Consider the following 16625-nt stretch of genomic DNA (forward strand, 5'->3'; position numbering starts at 1 on the left):
GATGTCCTCCCTCGTCACCCCCGCAGACCTGCACTCCGCCGCCAAGCGGATCCGGCACTCCGTGCACCGCACGCCCTTGCTCGGCCCGTTCGGCGACCTGTGGCTCAAGCCGGAGCACCTGCAGCGGACCGGTTCGTTCAAGGTACGCGGCGCGCTCAACGCGGTCGCCCGGCTCACCACGAGCCACGTCCTCGCCCAGTCGTCCGGCAACCACGGGCGGGCCGTGGCCTACGCGGCGGCACGGCACGGGCTGCGGGCCACGGTCGTCCTGCCCGCCACCGCGCCCGCGTTGAAGGTGGACGCGGTCCGCGCGCTCGGCGCGCATGTCGTGATCGTGCCGCCCGCGCTGCGCGAGCGGGCCACGGCCGAGCTGGCGGCGCGGACCGGCGCCACCGTCGTCGGTTCCGCCGACTTCGACGTGATCGCCGGGCACGGCACGGTCGGCGCCGAGATCGTGGCGGATCTGCCCGAGGTGCGCACCGTCCTGGTGCCGGTGTGCAACGGCGGCCTGCTCGCCGGGGTCGCCGCGGCGGTGAAGGCGGTCTCCCCCGGCACCCGGGTCGTCGGCGTCGAGCCGGCGCTGGCCGGGGACGCGGCGGAGTCGCTGCGGCTGCGGAAACTGGTGCGGTGGCCGGTGGAGCGGACCTACCGCACGATCGCGGACGGGCTGCGCGCACCGGTGCTCGGCGAGCTCGCGTGGCGCCACATCAGGGTGCTCGTGGACGACATCGTCACCGTCGACGAGGACACCATCGTCGCCGCGCAGGAGTACCTGTCCGGCCGGTTCGGTGTGCTCGCCGAGCCGAGCGGTGCGGTGGCGACCGCCGCCCACCTGACCGGGCAGTGGCAGGGCACGACCGTGGCGATCGTGTCCGGCGGCAATGTCGCGGCACCGGCTCCGGTGGCCCGGGGAGAGCGGGTGTCCGTTGAGCACGGGTGACTTGAGCGGAGTGCTCGCGACGATCGGCGACACCCCGCTGGTCGCGCTGGAGCGGGTCGTGCCGATCGCGGACGTCCAGGTGTTCGCGAAGATGGAGAAGTTCAATCCGGGCGGCAGTGTCAAGGACCGCACCGCGCTGCACATGCTGCGCGGCAAGATCCAGGCCGGGGAGCTGGTACCCGGCCGGTCGGTGGTGGTGGAGTCGACCTCCGGCAACCTCGGTGTCGGCCTCGCCCAGCTGTGCGCCTACTTCGGGCTCGAGCTGATCTGCGTGGTCGACACCCGTACGACCACGCAGTCCGTCGCGCTGTTGCGGGCCTACGGCGCGGCGGTGGAAGTCGTGTCCGCGCCGGGCGGCGACCTGCTCGGTGCGCGGATCGCGCGGGTGCGGGAACTGGTGGCGGAGCTGCCGGACGCGTTCTGGCCCAACCAATACGAGAACCCGCTCAACGCGGCAGCGCACGAGCAGACGATGGCCGAGATCGTCACCGCGCTGGACGGGCGAGTCGACTACCTGTTCTGCTCGGTCGGCACCGGCGGCACGCTGCGCGGCTGCGCCGACCACATCCGCGACCACGGCCTGGCCACGAAACTGGTCGCGGTCGACGCGGCGGGCAGCGCCATCTTCCACACCCCGACCGAGGATCGGCTGATCCCTGGGCACGGTGCCGGGTGGCGGCCGCCCCTGGTCGGCTCGGTCGAGGCCGCCGGTGCGATCAGCGAAATCGTCCACGTGACCGACCTGGAATGCGTACGTGCCTGCCGTCTGCTGGTGGCGCGTGAAGCGATCCTGGCCGGCGGGTCGTCCGGCGCGACCGTGGCCGCGCTCGGCAAGCTGCGCCACCGCATCCCGGCCGGTTCGCGGTGTGTGCTCGTCTTCCCCGACGACGGCAACCGCTACCTCGACACCATCTACTCGGATTCCTGGGTGCTCGAGCACTTCGGCGAAGTTCCCGAGGTCACGACCCGGCCGTTGACCGCCGCCCGGTAAGGAGAAACCTTGCGCCACCTCATTTCCCTCGACGATCTCACCGACGAGGAACTGCGTTCCATCGTCGCGCGGGCGACGACCCTGGCCGGCGACCCGCGGCAAGCGGGCGCGCCGCTGTCCGGTGAAGTCGTCGGCATCTACTTCAGCAAGACCTCCACGCGCACCCGCACGGCGTTCTCGTCGGGCGCGCTGCGGCTCGGCGCGCGCATCGTCTCCTACGGGCCGGGCGATCTGCAGATCAACACCGGGGAGACCATCGCGGACACGGGCCGGGTGCTGTCCACCATGCTCGACGCGCTCGTGGTGCGCACCGCGGGCGATCCGGCGGAACTGCGGGCCATGGCCGACCAGAAGCGGATGTCGGTGGTCAACGCCATGACCGCGGACGAACACCCCACCCAGGCGCTCGCGGATCTCACCACGATGGCCCGCCGGTTCGGGCGCGTCGACGGGCTGCGGGTGCTGTACCTCGGCGAGGGCAACAACTCCGCGGCCGCGCTCGCGTTGGCGCTCACCCGGTTCCCCGGCACCGAACTGCAGCTGCGCACCCCGCCCGGCTACGGCCTCGATCCCGAAGTGCTGGCGCGTGCGCGGTCACACGCCGCGCGCCACCGGTCGTCCATTGTGGAGCGTCACGACATGGACGACCTGCCCGTGTCCGACGTCGTGTACACCACGCGGTGGGAGACGACGGGGACGACCAAACCGGACCCTGACTGGCGCGAGGTTTTCGCGCCGTTCCAGGTGACCCGGGCGTTGTGGCGGGGCAGCCCGGACGCGGTGTTCATGCACGACCTGCCCGCGCACCGCGGCGAGGAGGTCACCGCGGAAGTGCTGGACGGCCGGGACAGCATCGCGTTCGCCCAGGCGGAGAACAAGATGTACAGCGCGATGGCGGCACTGGAATGGTGCCGCGGCAAGGAATCGGCATGAGCGAGCAGTGGTACGACCAGGCGGACACGGGACTGGCGGGCGCGGGCCGGGTGACCGTGCTGTCGCGCGCGGACGTCCGGCGATGCCTCGCGACCATCGACCCGGTCGAGATCGTGCGGCGGACGCTGGCCGACCACGACCGCGGTGAGAGCCTGCTTCCCGCGGAGGCGTACCTGCGGTGGGAGAACTCGCAGGGCGCGTACACCCGGTCGATCGGCATGCCCGGCGCGGTGGGGCCGCACCACGGGATGAAGATCATCAACGCCAGCGTGTCCAATCCGGCGGCGGGCCTGGAGCGCGCGGGCGGGCTGGGCCTGTGCTTCGACGCCGAGACCGCCCGGGTCACGTCGATCATGGAAGCGGGCCTGCTGAGCGCCGTGCGCACGGCGGCGGTGAGCGCGGTCGGTGTCGACGTCACGGGTTTCGCCGACGCCGGTTCGCTCGCGATCGTGGGGTGCGGAGCGCAGGGGCGGATGCACGCGGCGCTGTTGACCCGCAGGTTGCCTTCCCTGCGCGCCGTGTCGCTGCACGACCGCGATCCGGCCGTCGCACACCGCCTCGCGGACCTGCTCTCCCGCGACGGCCTCGAAGTGACCGTGTACGACAAGGCCCGCGACGCGGTCGCCGCCGGCGAGATCGCGGTCTTCACCACCACCGCCGACGAGGGTTACGTGACCCCCGACTGGGCGCGCCCCGGCGCGCTGCTGGTCAACGTGTCACTGGGCGATCTCGCGGACGAGACGTTCCTCGACGCCGCGGCGCTGTACGTGGACGACCTCGACCTGGTGGCGGACAACCCCCGCCGCCCCCTCGGCCGCCTGATGCGCGACGGACTGGTCACCCGCCCGTCGGACGGCACGGCGAAACCCATCGACGCCACCTTGGGCGGGCTGCTCACCGGCCGGTACCCCAGCCGTGGCACCGCCCGGCCGCACGTCGTGCTCAACCCGTTCGGCATGGGCGTGCTGGACGTGGCGCTCTACGGCGCTATCGCCTCGCAAGCCCGTCACTTGGGCTTCGGATCGCTCGTCGATCTCGGCTGATGCCCCGGTCCGGCGTTTTCGAACAACCTCGATCAAGATCACCGCACAAGATCACTAGGCGGCTCCGCGCCTTGCCGATAATGTTTGCCGTGGCCAGTTGATTGGCTGACGGAAAATCACTCACGCGGGGCAAGGTCGTGCTCTTCTGGCGCGGAAGTAACCCAGAAGGCCGGCTGCCCTATCGAACTCGAAAGAAGGCCCGGCGCGATTCGCCGCGGCGTTCGAGCCGAACGACGAGAAGAGATCACCAGTGAAGAAATGGACGACACGGGTCACGACCGGCCTGCTGGTCGCGGGAATGGCACTCGCCGTGCAGAGCGCGCCGGCGATGGCCGAGGAAGAGGCGGACTCCACCACGACCGAGGTCGCACTGACCGACGTGACCACGGAGGGCATCGACGCTTCCGCCGACTGCGGCGGATGGCGGGGCGGTTTGGCCGGCTACGGCGGCTGGAAGGTGGACAAGGCGGGCTGCGGCTACATCAGCCCGGCTTCGAAGAAGAACCCGCAGCACCGCCGCTACACGTGGAAGCTCCCGCCTGGCAGCAACAGCAGGATCTGTGTTCAGGCGGAGGGCCACTACTGGAGCACCAAGAAGAACAAGAGCGTCAAGACCTGGAAGACGGCAGGCTGCGGAACCGGCGGCACCGTTGTCGTGCGCTGGTCGGGCCCGCCTAAGAAGGGCGGCGGCTACCTCGGCCTCGCTTCGACCCCCAGGGTGCGGGCGAAGATCCAGCCGGGCTTCGGCGGCGCCGCGTACAGCTGGAAGTGAGCCGGCTCGCGCCGGCCTGACCGGCGAACACCACGGATCCGGGACACCGCCACTCCCCCTCGATGGCGCCCCGGATCCGTGGTGCGGCGGCCTAGCGCAGGCCGATCTCGGTGAGCAGGGCCCGCGCCTTCCGGCCGTGATCGTCGGCCGTTCCGGTGTCGCCGGTGACGGCCGCGCCGCGTTCGATCCCCTTGTGCGCCCGCGCTTGTTCGTAGCGGTCGCCCAGTTTTTCGGCCACCACAAGCGCGTCCCGGTGCCTGGCGATCGAGCCGTCGGCGTCACCCCGGTCGCCGAGTGCGACCCCGATGCCGTTGAGCGCTTTGATCTCGAACTCGCCCAAGCTGTTCCGGCGCGCGAGGTCCAGTGCCTCGGTCAGGTGCGCCAGAGCGTCGTCGTGCTCACCCAGCCGCGCGAGCAGCACTCCGATGTGGAGCAACGCCTCGGTCTCCGGGAACGGGTAACCGAACTCGCGTGCGGTGACGAGCGCCCGCCGGAAGTGGTCGAGTGCCTCGGCGAAGTGCCCCTGCTGCTCGTGCACCGTGCCGAGGTTGCCGTAGGTCAGGCATTCCCCGACCCGGTCCCCGACCTCCAGCATGATCGCCAGTGCCTCGTCCAGATACGTCGCCGCCTTGTCCCAGTCGCCGACGCGCATCGCGCTGTTCCCGAGGTTGCCCAGCGCGCGGCTCTCGCTGGTGCGGTTGCCGGTCGCCCGGTGCACGAGCAACGCCTGCCGGTAACAGTCCTCGGCCGCCGCGAAGTCGCTGAGCCGGTCGAACGCGTTGCCGAGGTTGTTCAGTGCCCGCGCCCAGCTCGCCCGGTCACCACCGGCGTCGTACCGCGTGAGCGCCTGCTTGAACTGGTCGATGCTCTCCTGATAGCGGTTGGAACGCAGATAGACCGCACCGAGGCTCATCCGCGCACTCGCCTGGACCAGCGGGTCGGCGGCGAGGACCGCGATGCCGTGCACGATCTCCGCGTCGGCGAAGTGCAGCGCGTTGTACAGATACCGGTTCAGGATCGGCGACATCGTGGCCGCGTCCTCGCGTCTGCCCTGCTCTTCGGCCAGCGCGGTGATGCCTACCAGGTTGTGCCGCTCGGCATCGAGCCACTCCGTCGCCGCCGCGACGTCGCCGAAGTCCGGCGGCGGAACGTCCGAAGTGGACACTTCGGGCCGGCGGTCGCGTTCGTGCGGGGCGTAGCGGTCCATGGCGCGGGAGGCGGTGTGCCGGTAGTAGTCGAACAACCGGCCGAGTGCGGTCTGCCGCGCGGAGGCGGCGTCCACGTCCCGCGCCAGCCCCGCCGCGTAGAGGCGGACCACGTCGTGCAGGCCGAATCGATCCCGGACGGACCGCTGCACCAGGCTCCCGGCGACCAGTTCACCCAGAAGTGCCTCCGCCGTGCGCAGGTCCACCCCGGCGAGCGCGGCCGCCGCGCGCGTGTCGACGTCGCGGCCGGGATGGATCGCGAGGAGGCGCAGCAGCAGCGCGGCCTCGGCAGGCAGGTCCGCATAGGAGAGGCCGATGGCGTTCTCCAGCTCGTCCTCGACCCGCAGGCTGCCCCGGCGTTCCGCGAGCCGGGCGGCGTGGTCGCGCAACGTCCAGTCGCGCCGGTTCCGGATGCGGCCGGCCACCACCGTCAACGCGAGCGGCAGATGACCGACCAGCTCGGCGATCCTCGTAGCGGCCTCGGTGTCCTCGGCGATCTCGGCCGCGCCGACCAGCCTGCGCAGCACATCGAGTGACTCGGTCCCCTGAAACGCCTCCAGGTGCACGATCCGCGCACCGGCCAAGCCGGTCAGGCGCCGTCTGCTGGTGATCAGCACGACGCCGCCCGGCGAGTCCGGCAGCAGCGGGCGCACCTGGTCGGCGTCCGCCGCGTTGTCCAGCACCACGACCGGACGCCGGTCCGCGAGCAGCTGCCGGTACGTCGTCAGCCTGCCCGCGGGACCGAGGCGGTGGATCTCCCCGCCCGGCACCCCGAGCCGCCGGAGGAACTCGTCCAGCACCGCGAGTGGGTCGGCGGGCGCGCGGTCGGCGTCGTAGCCACGCAGGTCCGCCCACAACCGGACCGCGGCGCCGTCCCGGTGCGCCAGCCGGTGCGCGGCACGGACAGCGAGACTGGTCTTGCCGACACCGGCCATACCGTCGATCACCACCACCGGCGACCACCGCTCGCCGTCCTCGGTGATCGCGGCCAGCTCGGCGTGCCTGCCGACGAACTCCGTGCTGTCGGCGGGCAGCTCACCCGCCACGGTCACCCACGACGAGTCGGCGGTGAGCCCGGCGATCACCTGGCACACCTGCCGCCACCGCACCACCACCGCTTCGTCGGCGGTGAGCGCACGCACGATGTCCGCGACGAGATCCGCGTCCATTCGCCGTCTGCCCGGCTGCAGGCAGCGGTAGACCGTGTTGAACACCGGCAGATCGGGGTTCCCCGCCGTCCGCCGCCCCCGCACGACCCGCCGGTGCAGCTCCCGGTAGGACACGCCGCTCCAGCCGCGCAGCGTGTTCAGCCGGGCCGCCAGTTCGTCGAACGAACCGGCGCCCAGCGGCTCCGGCGTCCGGTCGGGATCCATGATCGAAAAGAGTAGTCCGTTCGGCCGATCGAAAAGGTCCGAACAGGAGAAATCCCCGGCCACGGTCGTGTCGTCCATCCAGTCACGCGTGTCGTCCGCCGGATCACGCGTGTCGTCCGTTCGATCACGTGACTTCGCCGCGGTTGATCCCCCACCGAGGTACATGAAGGACCCCTTCACCGCGCCTAGGTACAGGAAGGGGGCCTTCATGTCCCCAGGCAGGGCAAGAGCCCCTTCGGCCCACCGGTCGCCGGATCTCGTCTAAGGTCGGTCAGCATTCGGTCCGGGAGTCACCGCCGGGCGGATCGGTTCGACGTGTCCAGGGGGTTCCCGTGACGGAGGAACAGCCGCCGAGCCCGGTCGGAGCTCGGTCGTACGACGAGCTCTCCCAGCGGCTGCGGCAGGCGTTGGCCTGGGCGGGGTTGACCCACCGGGAACTGCACCGGCGGGTGCGGCGCTTGCGCACGGCTCGGGGGACGGTCGACCTGCCCGCCTACAACACCGTGTACCGCTGCCTGCTGCCGGGACGCAAGCGACTGGACGTCGAACTGGTCGTCGACATCGCGGCCGTGCTGCTCGGCATGGACGTCGCGGCGGAATGGCGGCAGGCGCACCGGGTGATCACCGGACACGCCACCGAGGCGGCCGTGATCAGCGTGGCCGATCACCTGCCCGCCGGGGTCGGCGGGTTCGTCGGCAGGCAGGCGCACCTGCGCCAGGTGCTGGAGGTCGAGCCGGACGACGCCGGTGTGTGGGCGATCTCCGGAATGGCCGGGGTCGGCAAGACCCGGTTCGCGAGCGAGGTCGCGCGGCTGCTGGCCGAGCGGGGCCGGTTCGCCGACGTGCGGCTGGTGGTGAATCTCCGCGGCTTCGACGCGGATCGGCCCGCCGCGGACCCGGCCGCGGTGCTCGAAGGTTTTCTGCGGCGGCTCGGGGCGTCCGGTAGCGAGATCGGCTGCCTCACCCTCGCCGACCGGAGCGCGCTGTTCCGCCGGCTGCTGGACGGACGGCGCGCGCTGATCCTGCTGGACAACGCGGCGTCCGTCGACCAGGTACTGCCGTTGCTGCCCGCCGTTCCGACCTGCCTGGTGCTGGTCACCAGCAGGCGCCGCCTCGTCGGGCTGGAGGAGGCGCGGCATGTGGCGCTCGACGTGTTCACGCCGGAAGAGTCGGTCGAGTTGCTCCGCGACGGGATCGGCGACGAACGCGTCGACGCGGAGCAGGGCGAAGCGGCCGACATCATCGAACTGGTCGGCCGGTTACCGCTGGCCCTCGCACTGGTGACCCGCCGGTTGGCCGCCTCGGACGAGTGGACGATGGCCGACCACCGGGACCGCCTCGCCGATCTGCGGACCATGCTGCGGCTGGACGACGGGGTCGAAGTCGCGTTGCGCACGTCGTACGACGAGCTGGCCGAACCGGACCGGGTAGTGCTCGGCTTGCTCGCCGCCTATCCAGGTCGAGATGTCGACGACCACGCGGCCGCGGCGTTGGCGGGCGTCGAGATCGACGTCGTGCGTCGACAACTCGACGATCTGGTGGCGGCCAATATGGTCACGTCCCGCGCGTCCCGGTTCGAACTGCACGACCTGGTCCGGGTGTTCGCCGAGAAACGCGTCCGGGAGAACGTCCAAGCCCGGGTGCGCCGGGCCGCGGCGGTCCGGCTGCTCGACTTCCAGCTGGCCACGGCCCGTGCAGCGCTCGTCACCTGCTTCCCCCATGAGGCTGAACGGTGGGAGGACCTGCCTACCCCCGCGGCGCGGGCTCTCGGGTTCGACGGGGCGGACGAGGCGATGGCATGGCTGGACGCCGAGCGGGTCAACCTCGTCGTCGCATCCGGCTGGGCGCTGAGCGAAGGGCGTGACGAGCACGTGACTCGGCTCGCGTGCGTGATGACGAGCTACTTCGAGGCTCGTGTTCACGTGAGTGACGCACTCGCCTTGTTCGGCAACGCCGTCCGGGTCGCGTCCGGTGTCACCCGAGGGCACGTTCTGAACGGGCTGGCCATGACCCATTGGCAGCGGGGGAACACCGCCGAGGCACTCGTCGTCCTGGAGGATGCGATCAGAGAGTTCTCCGCCGCCGGTGAATCCGATTACGTCGTCAACCTGTCGGGGAACGTAGGCCTGTTGCTGACCAGCCTCGGTGACTATCGCGCCGCGTTGCCTTGTTTCCGGCAGGCCATGGAGTTCGCCGTCGCGAGGAACAACGAGTCGTTCCGGGCACGGCAGTTGTGCAATATCGGCCTCGCCGAGATGCGGCTGGGGAATTATCCCGCCGCCGTCGAAGCTTTGTCCCAGGCCCTCGACGTGACCAGGGCGAGTGGTGACCACCTCTGCGAATGCCGGACGCTCGACGGTCTCGGCACCACGTTCTGGCGGATGGGAAAGGACACCGACGCAGGGGCCTGGTACGAGCAGGCGCTCGCCGTGGCGAGGCAGACACACAACCGGGCCGACGAGGGCAAGGTACTCAACCATCTCGGTGTCCTGCTCGTCGCGGCAGGACGGTTCGACGAGGCGTTGGCGCATCACCGGCAGGCCATCGATCTGGCCAAGGAGATCGGCAGCAGAGAAGGACTCCTGGCCGCGAGCAACGACATGGCGGCGACCCTGCTCGCCACCGGGCGGGCGGCCGACGCCGTGCGTTGCCTGCGGGAGTCGATCGAGTCGGCGACCGCGGCGGACAGCCGCTACGAACTGGCCAGAGCCCAAAGTGGACTCGGCGACGCACTGTTCGCCGCCGGTGATCCGGTCACCGCGCGGAAACACTGGCAGACCGCGCACGCCGCGTACACCGAGATGGATGTGCCGGAGGCCTTCGAGGTCCACGAGCGTCTCGTGTCGGGCGCGACGAAGGCATCGTAGGACCGTGGCGGGTATCCGAGGATCACTCGGCCTTCTTCGCGAAGAGGGGGCCCTTCGAAACGATCAGCCCGATGCCGAAGCCCAGCACCGTGATCCCGAAGAAGCAGAGCAGCAGGCCGCCGATCTTCGCCTCGGTGTCCGTGTCCGGGCTGCGCGCCGAGTTCGAGGAACCGGCGATGACAGAATCTGGATCGGCGATCGCATCGATCCCGGTGACGAACAGAGCCGCCGCGCCAAGGATCAGGATGATTCCGCGGATGACGCGCCCGGCGCTACGGCGCGGCGGATCGGCCTGTCGGCCGTGGTCAGTGGCGTTGGACTCCGACATGGCCCGCAAGATATCAGGGGCCGCCCGGTAAAGCCGATTGCGGCTGGCCGGCCGCTCAGCCCTCGGGGTGGCGACACCCGGGAACGAAGCGCTCGCCGTCGAAGACCATCTCGAGTGGCGGACATCGCGTGGCGGGCCGCCAGCCGGCGCGAAAGGCGTCACGAATGGCGCGGCGGACCTGCGTCTGCGTAGGCAGGAAAGCGTGATGGTAGGGGTCGAGAACCAGAACCTGGCCGTCGGTGCCGTCCTCCTTGACACGGATCACGCGCGTTGTTCTTTCCCAGTCGGCATCGAGGTGCCAGAGGAACGACTGGCCGTTGCGAAGCGAGACTCGACGAGTGTCCTTCTTCGGCCAGGTCATCGTGATCACTCCTCGGATGCCCCGATGGGGGCAGCGCCATCGATGATCGCATCGTACGAGACCGGGTCGAGCTTTCCAGCCCGCACCGTACGCAGGAGGACGTATGCGTCTCTCCACTCGGCTGCGGATTGTGGTGGCGCGAGTTCGACTCCGGCTATCCCGCCGGTCGCAGCGAACTCCACCATGAGGGCGGCCATCAGATCAGCTGCCTCCCGCGTCGTCTCGGACGCGTTCAAGGGACCATCGAGACTGAGGCCGAGTACGAAGGCCCCTTCTTCCGTAACGGTGACGATGGCACCGTAATACCCGATTGCTCGTAGGTACAGAGAGAAGGCACGTTCGGCTGCGTCATCCCGACGTAGCTCCGCCAGCGCGTCAGCGTCACCATGAGCGGGGTCATACGAGACAAAAGTCCGAACGAACGCCGGGAATCTCGGGTCACCCGGCCGCTCGACGTCGACGTAGCGATCGATGAAGCGCGACAACGAGCCGTCCCGGTCGCCGGGCTCCACCCACACATAGACATCGAATACCGGAGACACACCAGATGCTACCGCGCCGCCTGGCCGGAGCACGCTCATCGGCACGACAGGACGCGACCCTCGGCCTGGCAGAGCGCGACCAGCGGCATGAGCGGACGTACGAAGGTTCGACAGCGCGGCACGACACTACGGAGTGCCGGGTGCGTGCCGACCGCAATCTTCGACAGCGTGGCCGTCGGCTCGCTTGCCCCTCATCGTCGTTGTTCCGATCTGGTGCACGAAGCAGGAGTCTGGAAACGACACTGCCACTGACGAATTGTGTGGTCAGGGGCCGATCACGACCGTACGGTGAGCCCATGTATGCCGGGCTCACGGAGCGCATCGAGGCGAACGTCGCCGAACATGCCTGTCATCTACATCGCCGTACCGACGGGATGACTGTTACGGAAACCGGCGATCTGGTGATCGCCGACAGTGGTATCGAAGGCGATGCCGGCACCTTCAACATCGTCGCGAACGCTCGTTTCGCGCCGGATGAGGTGAAGAACCGTCTCTCCCTCACAGCGTTCACGCTGCGTTTGACCGGCCGCGCCTTCTCCTGGTGGGCCGGTCCGAATTCCGCGGACCTGCCGTTCGACTCCGTCCAACTGAGGGCAGGGAAGAGAAAAGCCTCGATGTGGGCCCACACCGCGGACATCCCCGCCGCAGACCCGCACCCGGATTTGGAAATCCGCCGCGTCCGCACCCCCGAGGAACTCGCCGACTACGCCGGAATCCTGGCCTCCGACTGGAATCCACCAGTCGCCACCGTTGTGGAGTTCTACGATCGTGTGGCCCCGTCCGCCCTCGCCGAGGACTGTCCGGCGCAGTATCTGATCGGTTACCACCATGGCGAGCCGGTGAGCACAGGCGAGATCTTTCTGCACGCCGAGGTCGCCGGTATCTACAACATCTCCACTCTGGCCGCCTTCCAGCGCCGGGGATTCGGCGGCGTCATGATCTTGGCCGCGGTGGACAGTGCTCGTGCCGCCGGATACGACACCGTGGCGATCCGAGCGTCCACCGAGACCGAGCCGGTGTACCGCAGGCTCGGTTTCCGTGCCGATGGCTGGTTCACTGAGTACCCCGTCCCGATTGTCCCGTTGGAAGACCGCGGCTACACCACACGGGAGCAGCTGATCTCCGTCGGCTTCGAACACGTCCACGTGGAAAACGATCGCTACGACGGCCCGCAAACCGGTGTCGCCGACATCTCCGGCGTTCCCCACTACTTCGTCAGGCTGAACAGCTTGTTCGAGGACGGCGACGAGTTCTCCGTCTGGCCGATCGACGACGAGAGTCTCGCCCTCGAACAGGAAGCCTGGCGTCTCTACGTGAAAGCGTGGGATGCGGGGGACCATAAACCCGCGCGCCTCACTGAGCTCGAATCGCTGCTGGAGGCTCGCCGTACCACGCCGCCCGCCAGTGCACGAACGATGTTCGCGCAATGGCGTTTCGACGAACGCGATGCGCGCCACGACGCTAACGGACCTACCTACATGATGCGCTGGCGCTGGTACCGAGGGACGGAAGTGGGGTGCCGGCGGTTGAGCAGCTGACGTGGGGAGCGTTGCCGTCGGTGAACCGAACGTGCGATCCGCTCCTGACGCCCATCCCGATCTCACCCTCGGGATGGCCCGATGACATCGAAAACACACGCACATCGGCATGAGAGTGCGTTGACGCACAGTGACACGCCTTGCGGGTCTGACCAGTGTCAAACGGCCGATGCCCGGTATAGGTCGAGGATGTCGGTCTCGCGGGACTCCCAGACGTCGTAGAGCGCTGCGGGTTCGTCATCGTGTTCGCGCACGAACTCGAACTCGCCGAGGGTGCACGGGAGCAGGGTTACGAAGCGCAGCGCGGGCTCGCTTCGATCGTCGTGGTAGAGGTCGAACTCCTCGTCGGCGAACGGGTGTGGGGCGGCGAGCAGGAACGCGATGCCGGTGCCAGGGATGAGGGGTTCGGCGTTGACGTAGCCGCCGCCGTAGGCGTAGCCGCGTTGGCGCTCGATCGCTTCGCTGGCGATGACGTGCGCGAGATATCCGGCTTCGTCCTCGTGCTCGGGCACGGCAGATACGACGAACTCTTGAGGCAACGAGGCATCGATCTGCTGGAACCGCACCCCGGTGGTCACCGCGGAGACCATCCGCTGCCGCGGGTGCGCGTGAAAGCCGAGGGCGAATCCCCGGTTGCGCCCGTCTGGCCTCTGCGGGCTCTGCCCGTGAGTCACCGGGCCAAGATGGCGTTCGACGTGGGAGCGCAACCCTTCGTATCGCTTCGGGTCGGCGTGCGGAAAGCTCATCGCCTGATCCTAGGGAAGACGACATTCTGTCGCTGCGATGCGAGCGGGAACGTCAGTGGATGCGGGTTGGAAGGGCCGGCTCGCGCTTCGCTCACTGCTTCCGCGCCTCACTCATCACTCAGGAGAAAAGACGATGTGCGACGCACGTTCGCGGACGTCGGCGTCGGCGTGGTCGCGCAACGCCGTTACCAGCTCACGCCACGGACGTGACCATCCGGCTTGCGGGCCGGCCTGGCTCGCGATACTCGCTGCGAGCAACGCCTCCATCGGGTTTGCCGTAAGCGCTCGGGCAGCGCCGAACAGCTCGGGGCGGCCCGGATCGTGGCTGGCCGGCCAAGCCGCGAGCCGCTCCGCCACTTGCCAAGCCTGTGCGGGACGATCGGCGAGGGCGGAGAGCCGGCAGCAGGTCGCCGCGGCGGGGCAGGGCGCTGACCGCGAGCAGTAGCGCGTCCGTCCGGTACTCTGCGCTGTCTGTCAGCGTCATGGACAGCCGTTCCGCCGCAGCGCACATCGCTTCGCCGCTGACGTCCAACCGTGAAGCGAAGCGGGCGAGGAAGAGACGAAGTCGTTGCCGCGCCGGCTGGTCCCGGCCGGCGACCACGTCAGCCATCTCGAGGAGCGTCGTGACCACGTCGCCCGTCCGCGATGACCCACATGCCGACAACGTCGATATCGCTCGTCATACCGACCAGCACCCCCGGCCGACAACTGATCATCTACCACGCCGAACCCGCCACACCCAGCGCCCACGCCCTCGCACTGCTGAGCAGCCTCCACGCCGGCACACACCACGCGCGTTCGGTCGACACCTGACTCGCGAAAACGACCTCAAAGAGCCACCCGGAACCAGATGTACGTCTGCGGCCTCAGCGCAGCCCGATCGAAACCACGCTCTGGCCTTCGGGTGGCCCCCACATGCTCCCGGAGAAGGCCGACGCGGCTGGAGCCGGCTAACTCGCCGCCCGCTTGAGCGACACGTCCGCTATTCGGCAGGAGAGGACAGCTGTATCCGGTGTATCCGGCGGTTTCTACTTTTGGCGTCGCGGGTGCAGCGGAAGAGGCGCCTCGTCGCTGTGATGACCGCGCGTTCGTGGTCTTCTGCTGCACGGTGGAAGGCGATGTCGAAAGGCCACGAGTGAGATGCTCCTATTGTTATCGGTCGGTCGCTCACAACCCGGCCTTGCCCAGCAAGTCCAGCATGACTTGCCGCGGCAGGCTGGGGTTGGCGCCCGCGGCCGCGCAGACGCCCAGGTCGCTGTCCTCGATCAGGGCCCGCAGGATCTCCGGAGGGGTCTTGAGGTGGCCGGCCACGCCCTCGCGGACATGGCCGTCGGGGTCGGTGGCCAGTTCGGCCAGGATCTCGAGCGGCAGGTCGGGACCTTTCAGTGCGATCGACCGCCGTCGCGGGTCGGAATGCGAGGCGAAGCGGATGAAGGCCTCCGGCGGGAAGTTCGAGTGTTCGACGATCAGCGGCCGGTGCTTCGGGTGCTCGCCGTGCTGGGCTACCAGTCGCTCGAGGACTTCGCCGGGGGTGTCCGGGCGGCGCGCGACCAATCGGCGGATCCCGACGTCCTTGTCGTCGTGCAGGGCGGCCACAACCTCCGGCGGCAGATCGGGGCTCGCCGCGACTGCCGCACGGAAACAGTGAATCGGGGAGTCCAGATAGGCCAGCCGTTCTGCCAATGGCAGCTTGCGAACCCACGGCACGTCGTTCGCGTTCAGCACGGTCAGCGCGAACGATTCCGCGCTCCACGGCCCCTTGGCGGCGGAGCACAGGGCTCGGTGCAGCTCGCGGCGCCGGTCCTCGGGCAGGTCCTGACGGAGGATCACGTGCGCCTGCACGTACCCGCTCGGGTCCTCGGCCAGGCGATCCAGCAGGTCGGTGGGCAGGGTCGGATTCTTGGCGACTTCGGCGCGCAACTCTTCGTTGTCGGTGGCCACGAGTTCTTCGGCGATCTCCCTGCTCAAAGTGGCGTACGATGCGACGCTCGCTCTGGTGGCCTCGTCAGCCAGCAGCCTCTGATGGAGATCCTTGGGTGCGTCGCCGTGCGGATAGCCTGCGACGCTTTCGCGCACCGCGGGATCCGGATCGGCGAGCAACGCGCGGCGGATATCCTCCGGCATGTCGTAATCCCAGGCGCGGCCAAGAGCGGCGCGGATCTTCGGATCCGCATGCGTGGCCAGTCTGGGCAGATCGTCTCCCGCGTATATCGCGAGGTCGGATGCTGAGACCTGGATGTGCCTGTCGATCGAGTGCTGGATGTGCTTCAGCAGTACGTCCGGGTCGTCCAACCCGAGCGAGTTGCCGGTCGCGAGCAGCTTCTCGACCAGCTCCGGCGACTTGCCCCCCCGCCGCGACACGATCTCATGAGCCGCCACGGGCACCAGGCGAAGCAGAACCTCCAGTGGAGCCGCCGGGTTCTGCCCTATGCCTTCCAGTGCCTTCTTCAGTCTCTCATCCACATCCACATCCTGCCCGAGCGTTTGTCAGAACACGTTGCCACCTAACTCAGGTGCCTTCCCAGTCGACCGTCGGGGATCTCCGTGGGCGCGTGAACTCGCGCGCGGTCCGGCTCTGAGTCGGACACGAAGACACGGGACATGGCGAGTCGGACCAATCATCGCCAACAGCCAGAAGCCGAGATTCGGCACGATCCCACTATCCCGTTCGGCGCGCAACCAGTGCCAACACCCCACATCCGGTACCACATCGGCATGACAGGACGTTCGCTTGCCGTCGCCACGATCGGTCCACACGGCAACAGTCCCGATCGGACCGTGCACCCAGGAGACCCGTTCGGCGACCGGGAGTCACCACCCGGGCAACCGCCTTGACCTCATTCCAGAGCGAGCCCCAAAACCCGTGGCCGTCGAGGTCGACACTGTTGGTGGGGTCGCCGGCGACGTAGTCGTAGTCGTTGGCGGAGCCGCCTTCTTCGGGGTCAACGGACACCGACGGAGTGACAAAGGCGGCTATTGAGAGGCG

Annotated in this window: 14 protein-coding genes and 1 pseudogene; 8 read left to right on the forward strand and 7 right to left on the reverse strand. The window is 69.0% G+C overall.

The window, feature by feature from the left end:
* Position 1 precedes the first annotated feature (1 nt).
* From DL991_RS04645 to DL991_RS04665, 5 genes are all read left to right on the forward strand, one after another.
* Positions 2-940, forward strand: coding sequence for a threonine/serine dehydratase (locus tag DL991_RS04645; protein ID WP_125781287.1), 939 nt, complete (start codon positions 2-4; stop codon positions 938-940).
* Entirely contained in the window at positions 927-1931 is a 1005-nt protein-coding gene (gene sbnA, locus DL991_RS04650) for a 2,3-diaminopropionate biosynthesis protein SbnA (protein WP_233598665.1), read from the forward strand. Before DL991_RS04645 ends, sbnA begins: the two co-directional genes overlap by 14 nt.
* A gap of 9 nt (positions 1932-1940) precedes the next feature.
* Positions 1941-2864, forward strand: a complete 924-nt coding sequence (locus DL991_RS04655) for an ornithine carbamoyltransferase (RefSeq protein WP_125781289.1) — start codon at positions 1941-1943, stop codon at positions 2862-2864.
* A complete protein-coding gene (locus DL991_RS04660) occupies positions 2861-3907 on the forward strand; it encodes an ornithine cyclodeaminase family protein (protein WP_125781291.1) in 1047 nt (348 codons plus the stop codon). Before DL991_RS04655 ends, DL991_RS04660 begins: the two co-directional genes overlap by 4 nt.
* Positions 3908-4157: 250 nt before the next feature.
* Positions 4158-4679 carry a hypothetical protein gene (locus DL991_RS04665; RefSeq protein WP_125781293.1) on the forward strand — a complete coding sequence of 174 codons (522 nt, stop codon included), beginning with the start codon at positions 4158-4160 and terminating at the stop codon, positions 4677-4679.
* Positions 4680-4770: 91 nt separating this feature from the next.
* Here DL991_RS04665 and DL991_RS04670 read toward each other — a convergent pair whose 3' ends face one another.
* A complete protein-coding gene (locus tag DL991_RS04670) occupies positions 4771-7257 on the reverse strand; it encodes a tetratricopeptide repeat protein (protein WP_158634386.1) in 2487 nt (828 codons plus the stop codon).
* Positions 7258-7589: 332 nt separating this feature from the next.
* Here DL991_RS04670 and DL991_RS04675 point away from each other — a divergent pair, with 332 nt between their 5' ends.
* Positions 7590-10124: a tetratricopeptide repeat protein gene (locus DL991_RS04675; protein WP_125781296.1), complete on the forward strand. Its 2535-nt coding sequence runs from the start codon at positions 7590-7592 to the stop codon at positions 10122-10124.
* A gap of 22 nt (positions 10125-10146) precedes the next feature.
* Here DL991_RS04675 and DL991_RS04680 read toward each other — a convergent pair whose 3' ends face one another.
* The 3 genes from DL991_RS04680 to DL991_RS04690 are packed head-to-tail and all read right to left on the reverse strand — an operon-like array spanning position 10147 to position 11355.
* On the reverse strand, positions 10147-10452 hold the full coding sequence (locus DL991_RS04680; protein WP_125781298.1) for a hypothetical protein: 306 nt from the start codon (positions 10450-10452) through the stop codon (positions 10147-10149).
* Between the two features lie 55 nt (positions 10453-10507).
* On the reverse strand, positions 10508-10813 hold the full coding sequence (locus DL991_RS04685) for a hypothetical protein (RefSeq protein WP_125781300.1): 306 nt from the start codon (positions 10811-10813) through the stop codon (positions 10508-10510).
* A 5-nt stretch (positions 10814-10818) separates the two neighbouring features.
* Positions 10819-11355, reverse strand: a complete 537-nt coding sequence (locus DL991_RS04690) for a hypothetical protein (protein WP_125781302.1) — start codon at positions 11353-11355, stop codon at positions 10819-10821.
* A 296-nt stretch (positions 11356-11651) separates the two neighbouring features.
* On the opposite strand from DL991_RS04690, the gene DL991_RS04695 reads away from it, so the two are divergent.
* On the forward strand, positions 11652-12893 hold the full coding sequence (locus DL991_RS04695; protein ID WP_199753831.1) for a GNAT family N-acetyltransferase: 1242 nt from the start codon (positions 11652-11654) through the stop codon (positions 12891-12893).
* Between the two features lie 158 nt (positions 12894-13051).
* On the opposite strand, the gene DL991_RS04700 is transcribed toward DL991_RS04695, so the two are convergent.
* Positions 13052-13639, reverse strand: coding sequence for a suppressor of fused domain protein (locus tag DL991_RS04700; RefSeq protein WP_125781304.1), 588 nt, complete (start codon positions 13637-13639; stop codon positions 13052-13054).
* 114 nt (positions 13640-13753) lie between these two features.
* Positions 13754-13996, reverse strand: a complete 243-nt coding sequence (locus DL991_RS43205) for a hypothetical protein (protein ID WP_233598666.1) — start codon at positions 13994-13996, stop codon at positions 13754-13756.
* Between the two features lie 333 nt (positions 13997-14329).
* Between DL991_RS43205 and DL991_RS43210 the strand changes: the two are divergent.
* Positions 14330-14452, forward strand: a pseudogene (locus DL991_RS43210) (transcriptional regulator); the annotation flags it as partial.
* A gap of 354 nt (positions 14453-14806) precedes the next feature.
* On the opposite strand, the gene DL991_RS04715 reads toward DL991_RS43210, so the two are convergent.
* Positions 14807-16108 (reverse strand): hypothetical protein, encoded by a 1302-nt coding sequence (locus tag DL991_RS04715; RefSeq protein ID WP_125781306.1) that lies wholly within the window; start codon positions 16106-16108, stop codon positions 14807-14809.
* Positions 16109-16625 lie beyond the last annotated feature (517 nt).

Source organism: Amycolatopsis sp. WAC 01375, from assembly GCF_003947325.1.
In the GTDB taxonomy this organism is placed as follows: Bacteria; Actinomycetota; Actinomycetes; order Mycobacteriales; family Pseudonocardiaceae; genus Amycolatopsis.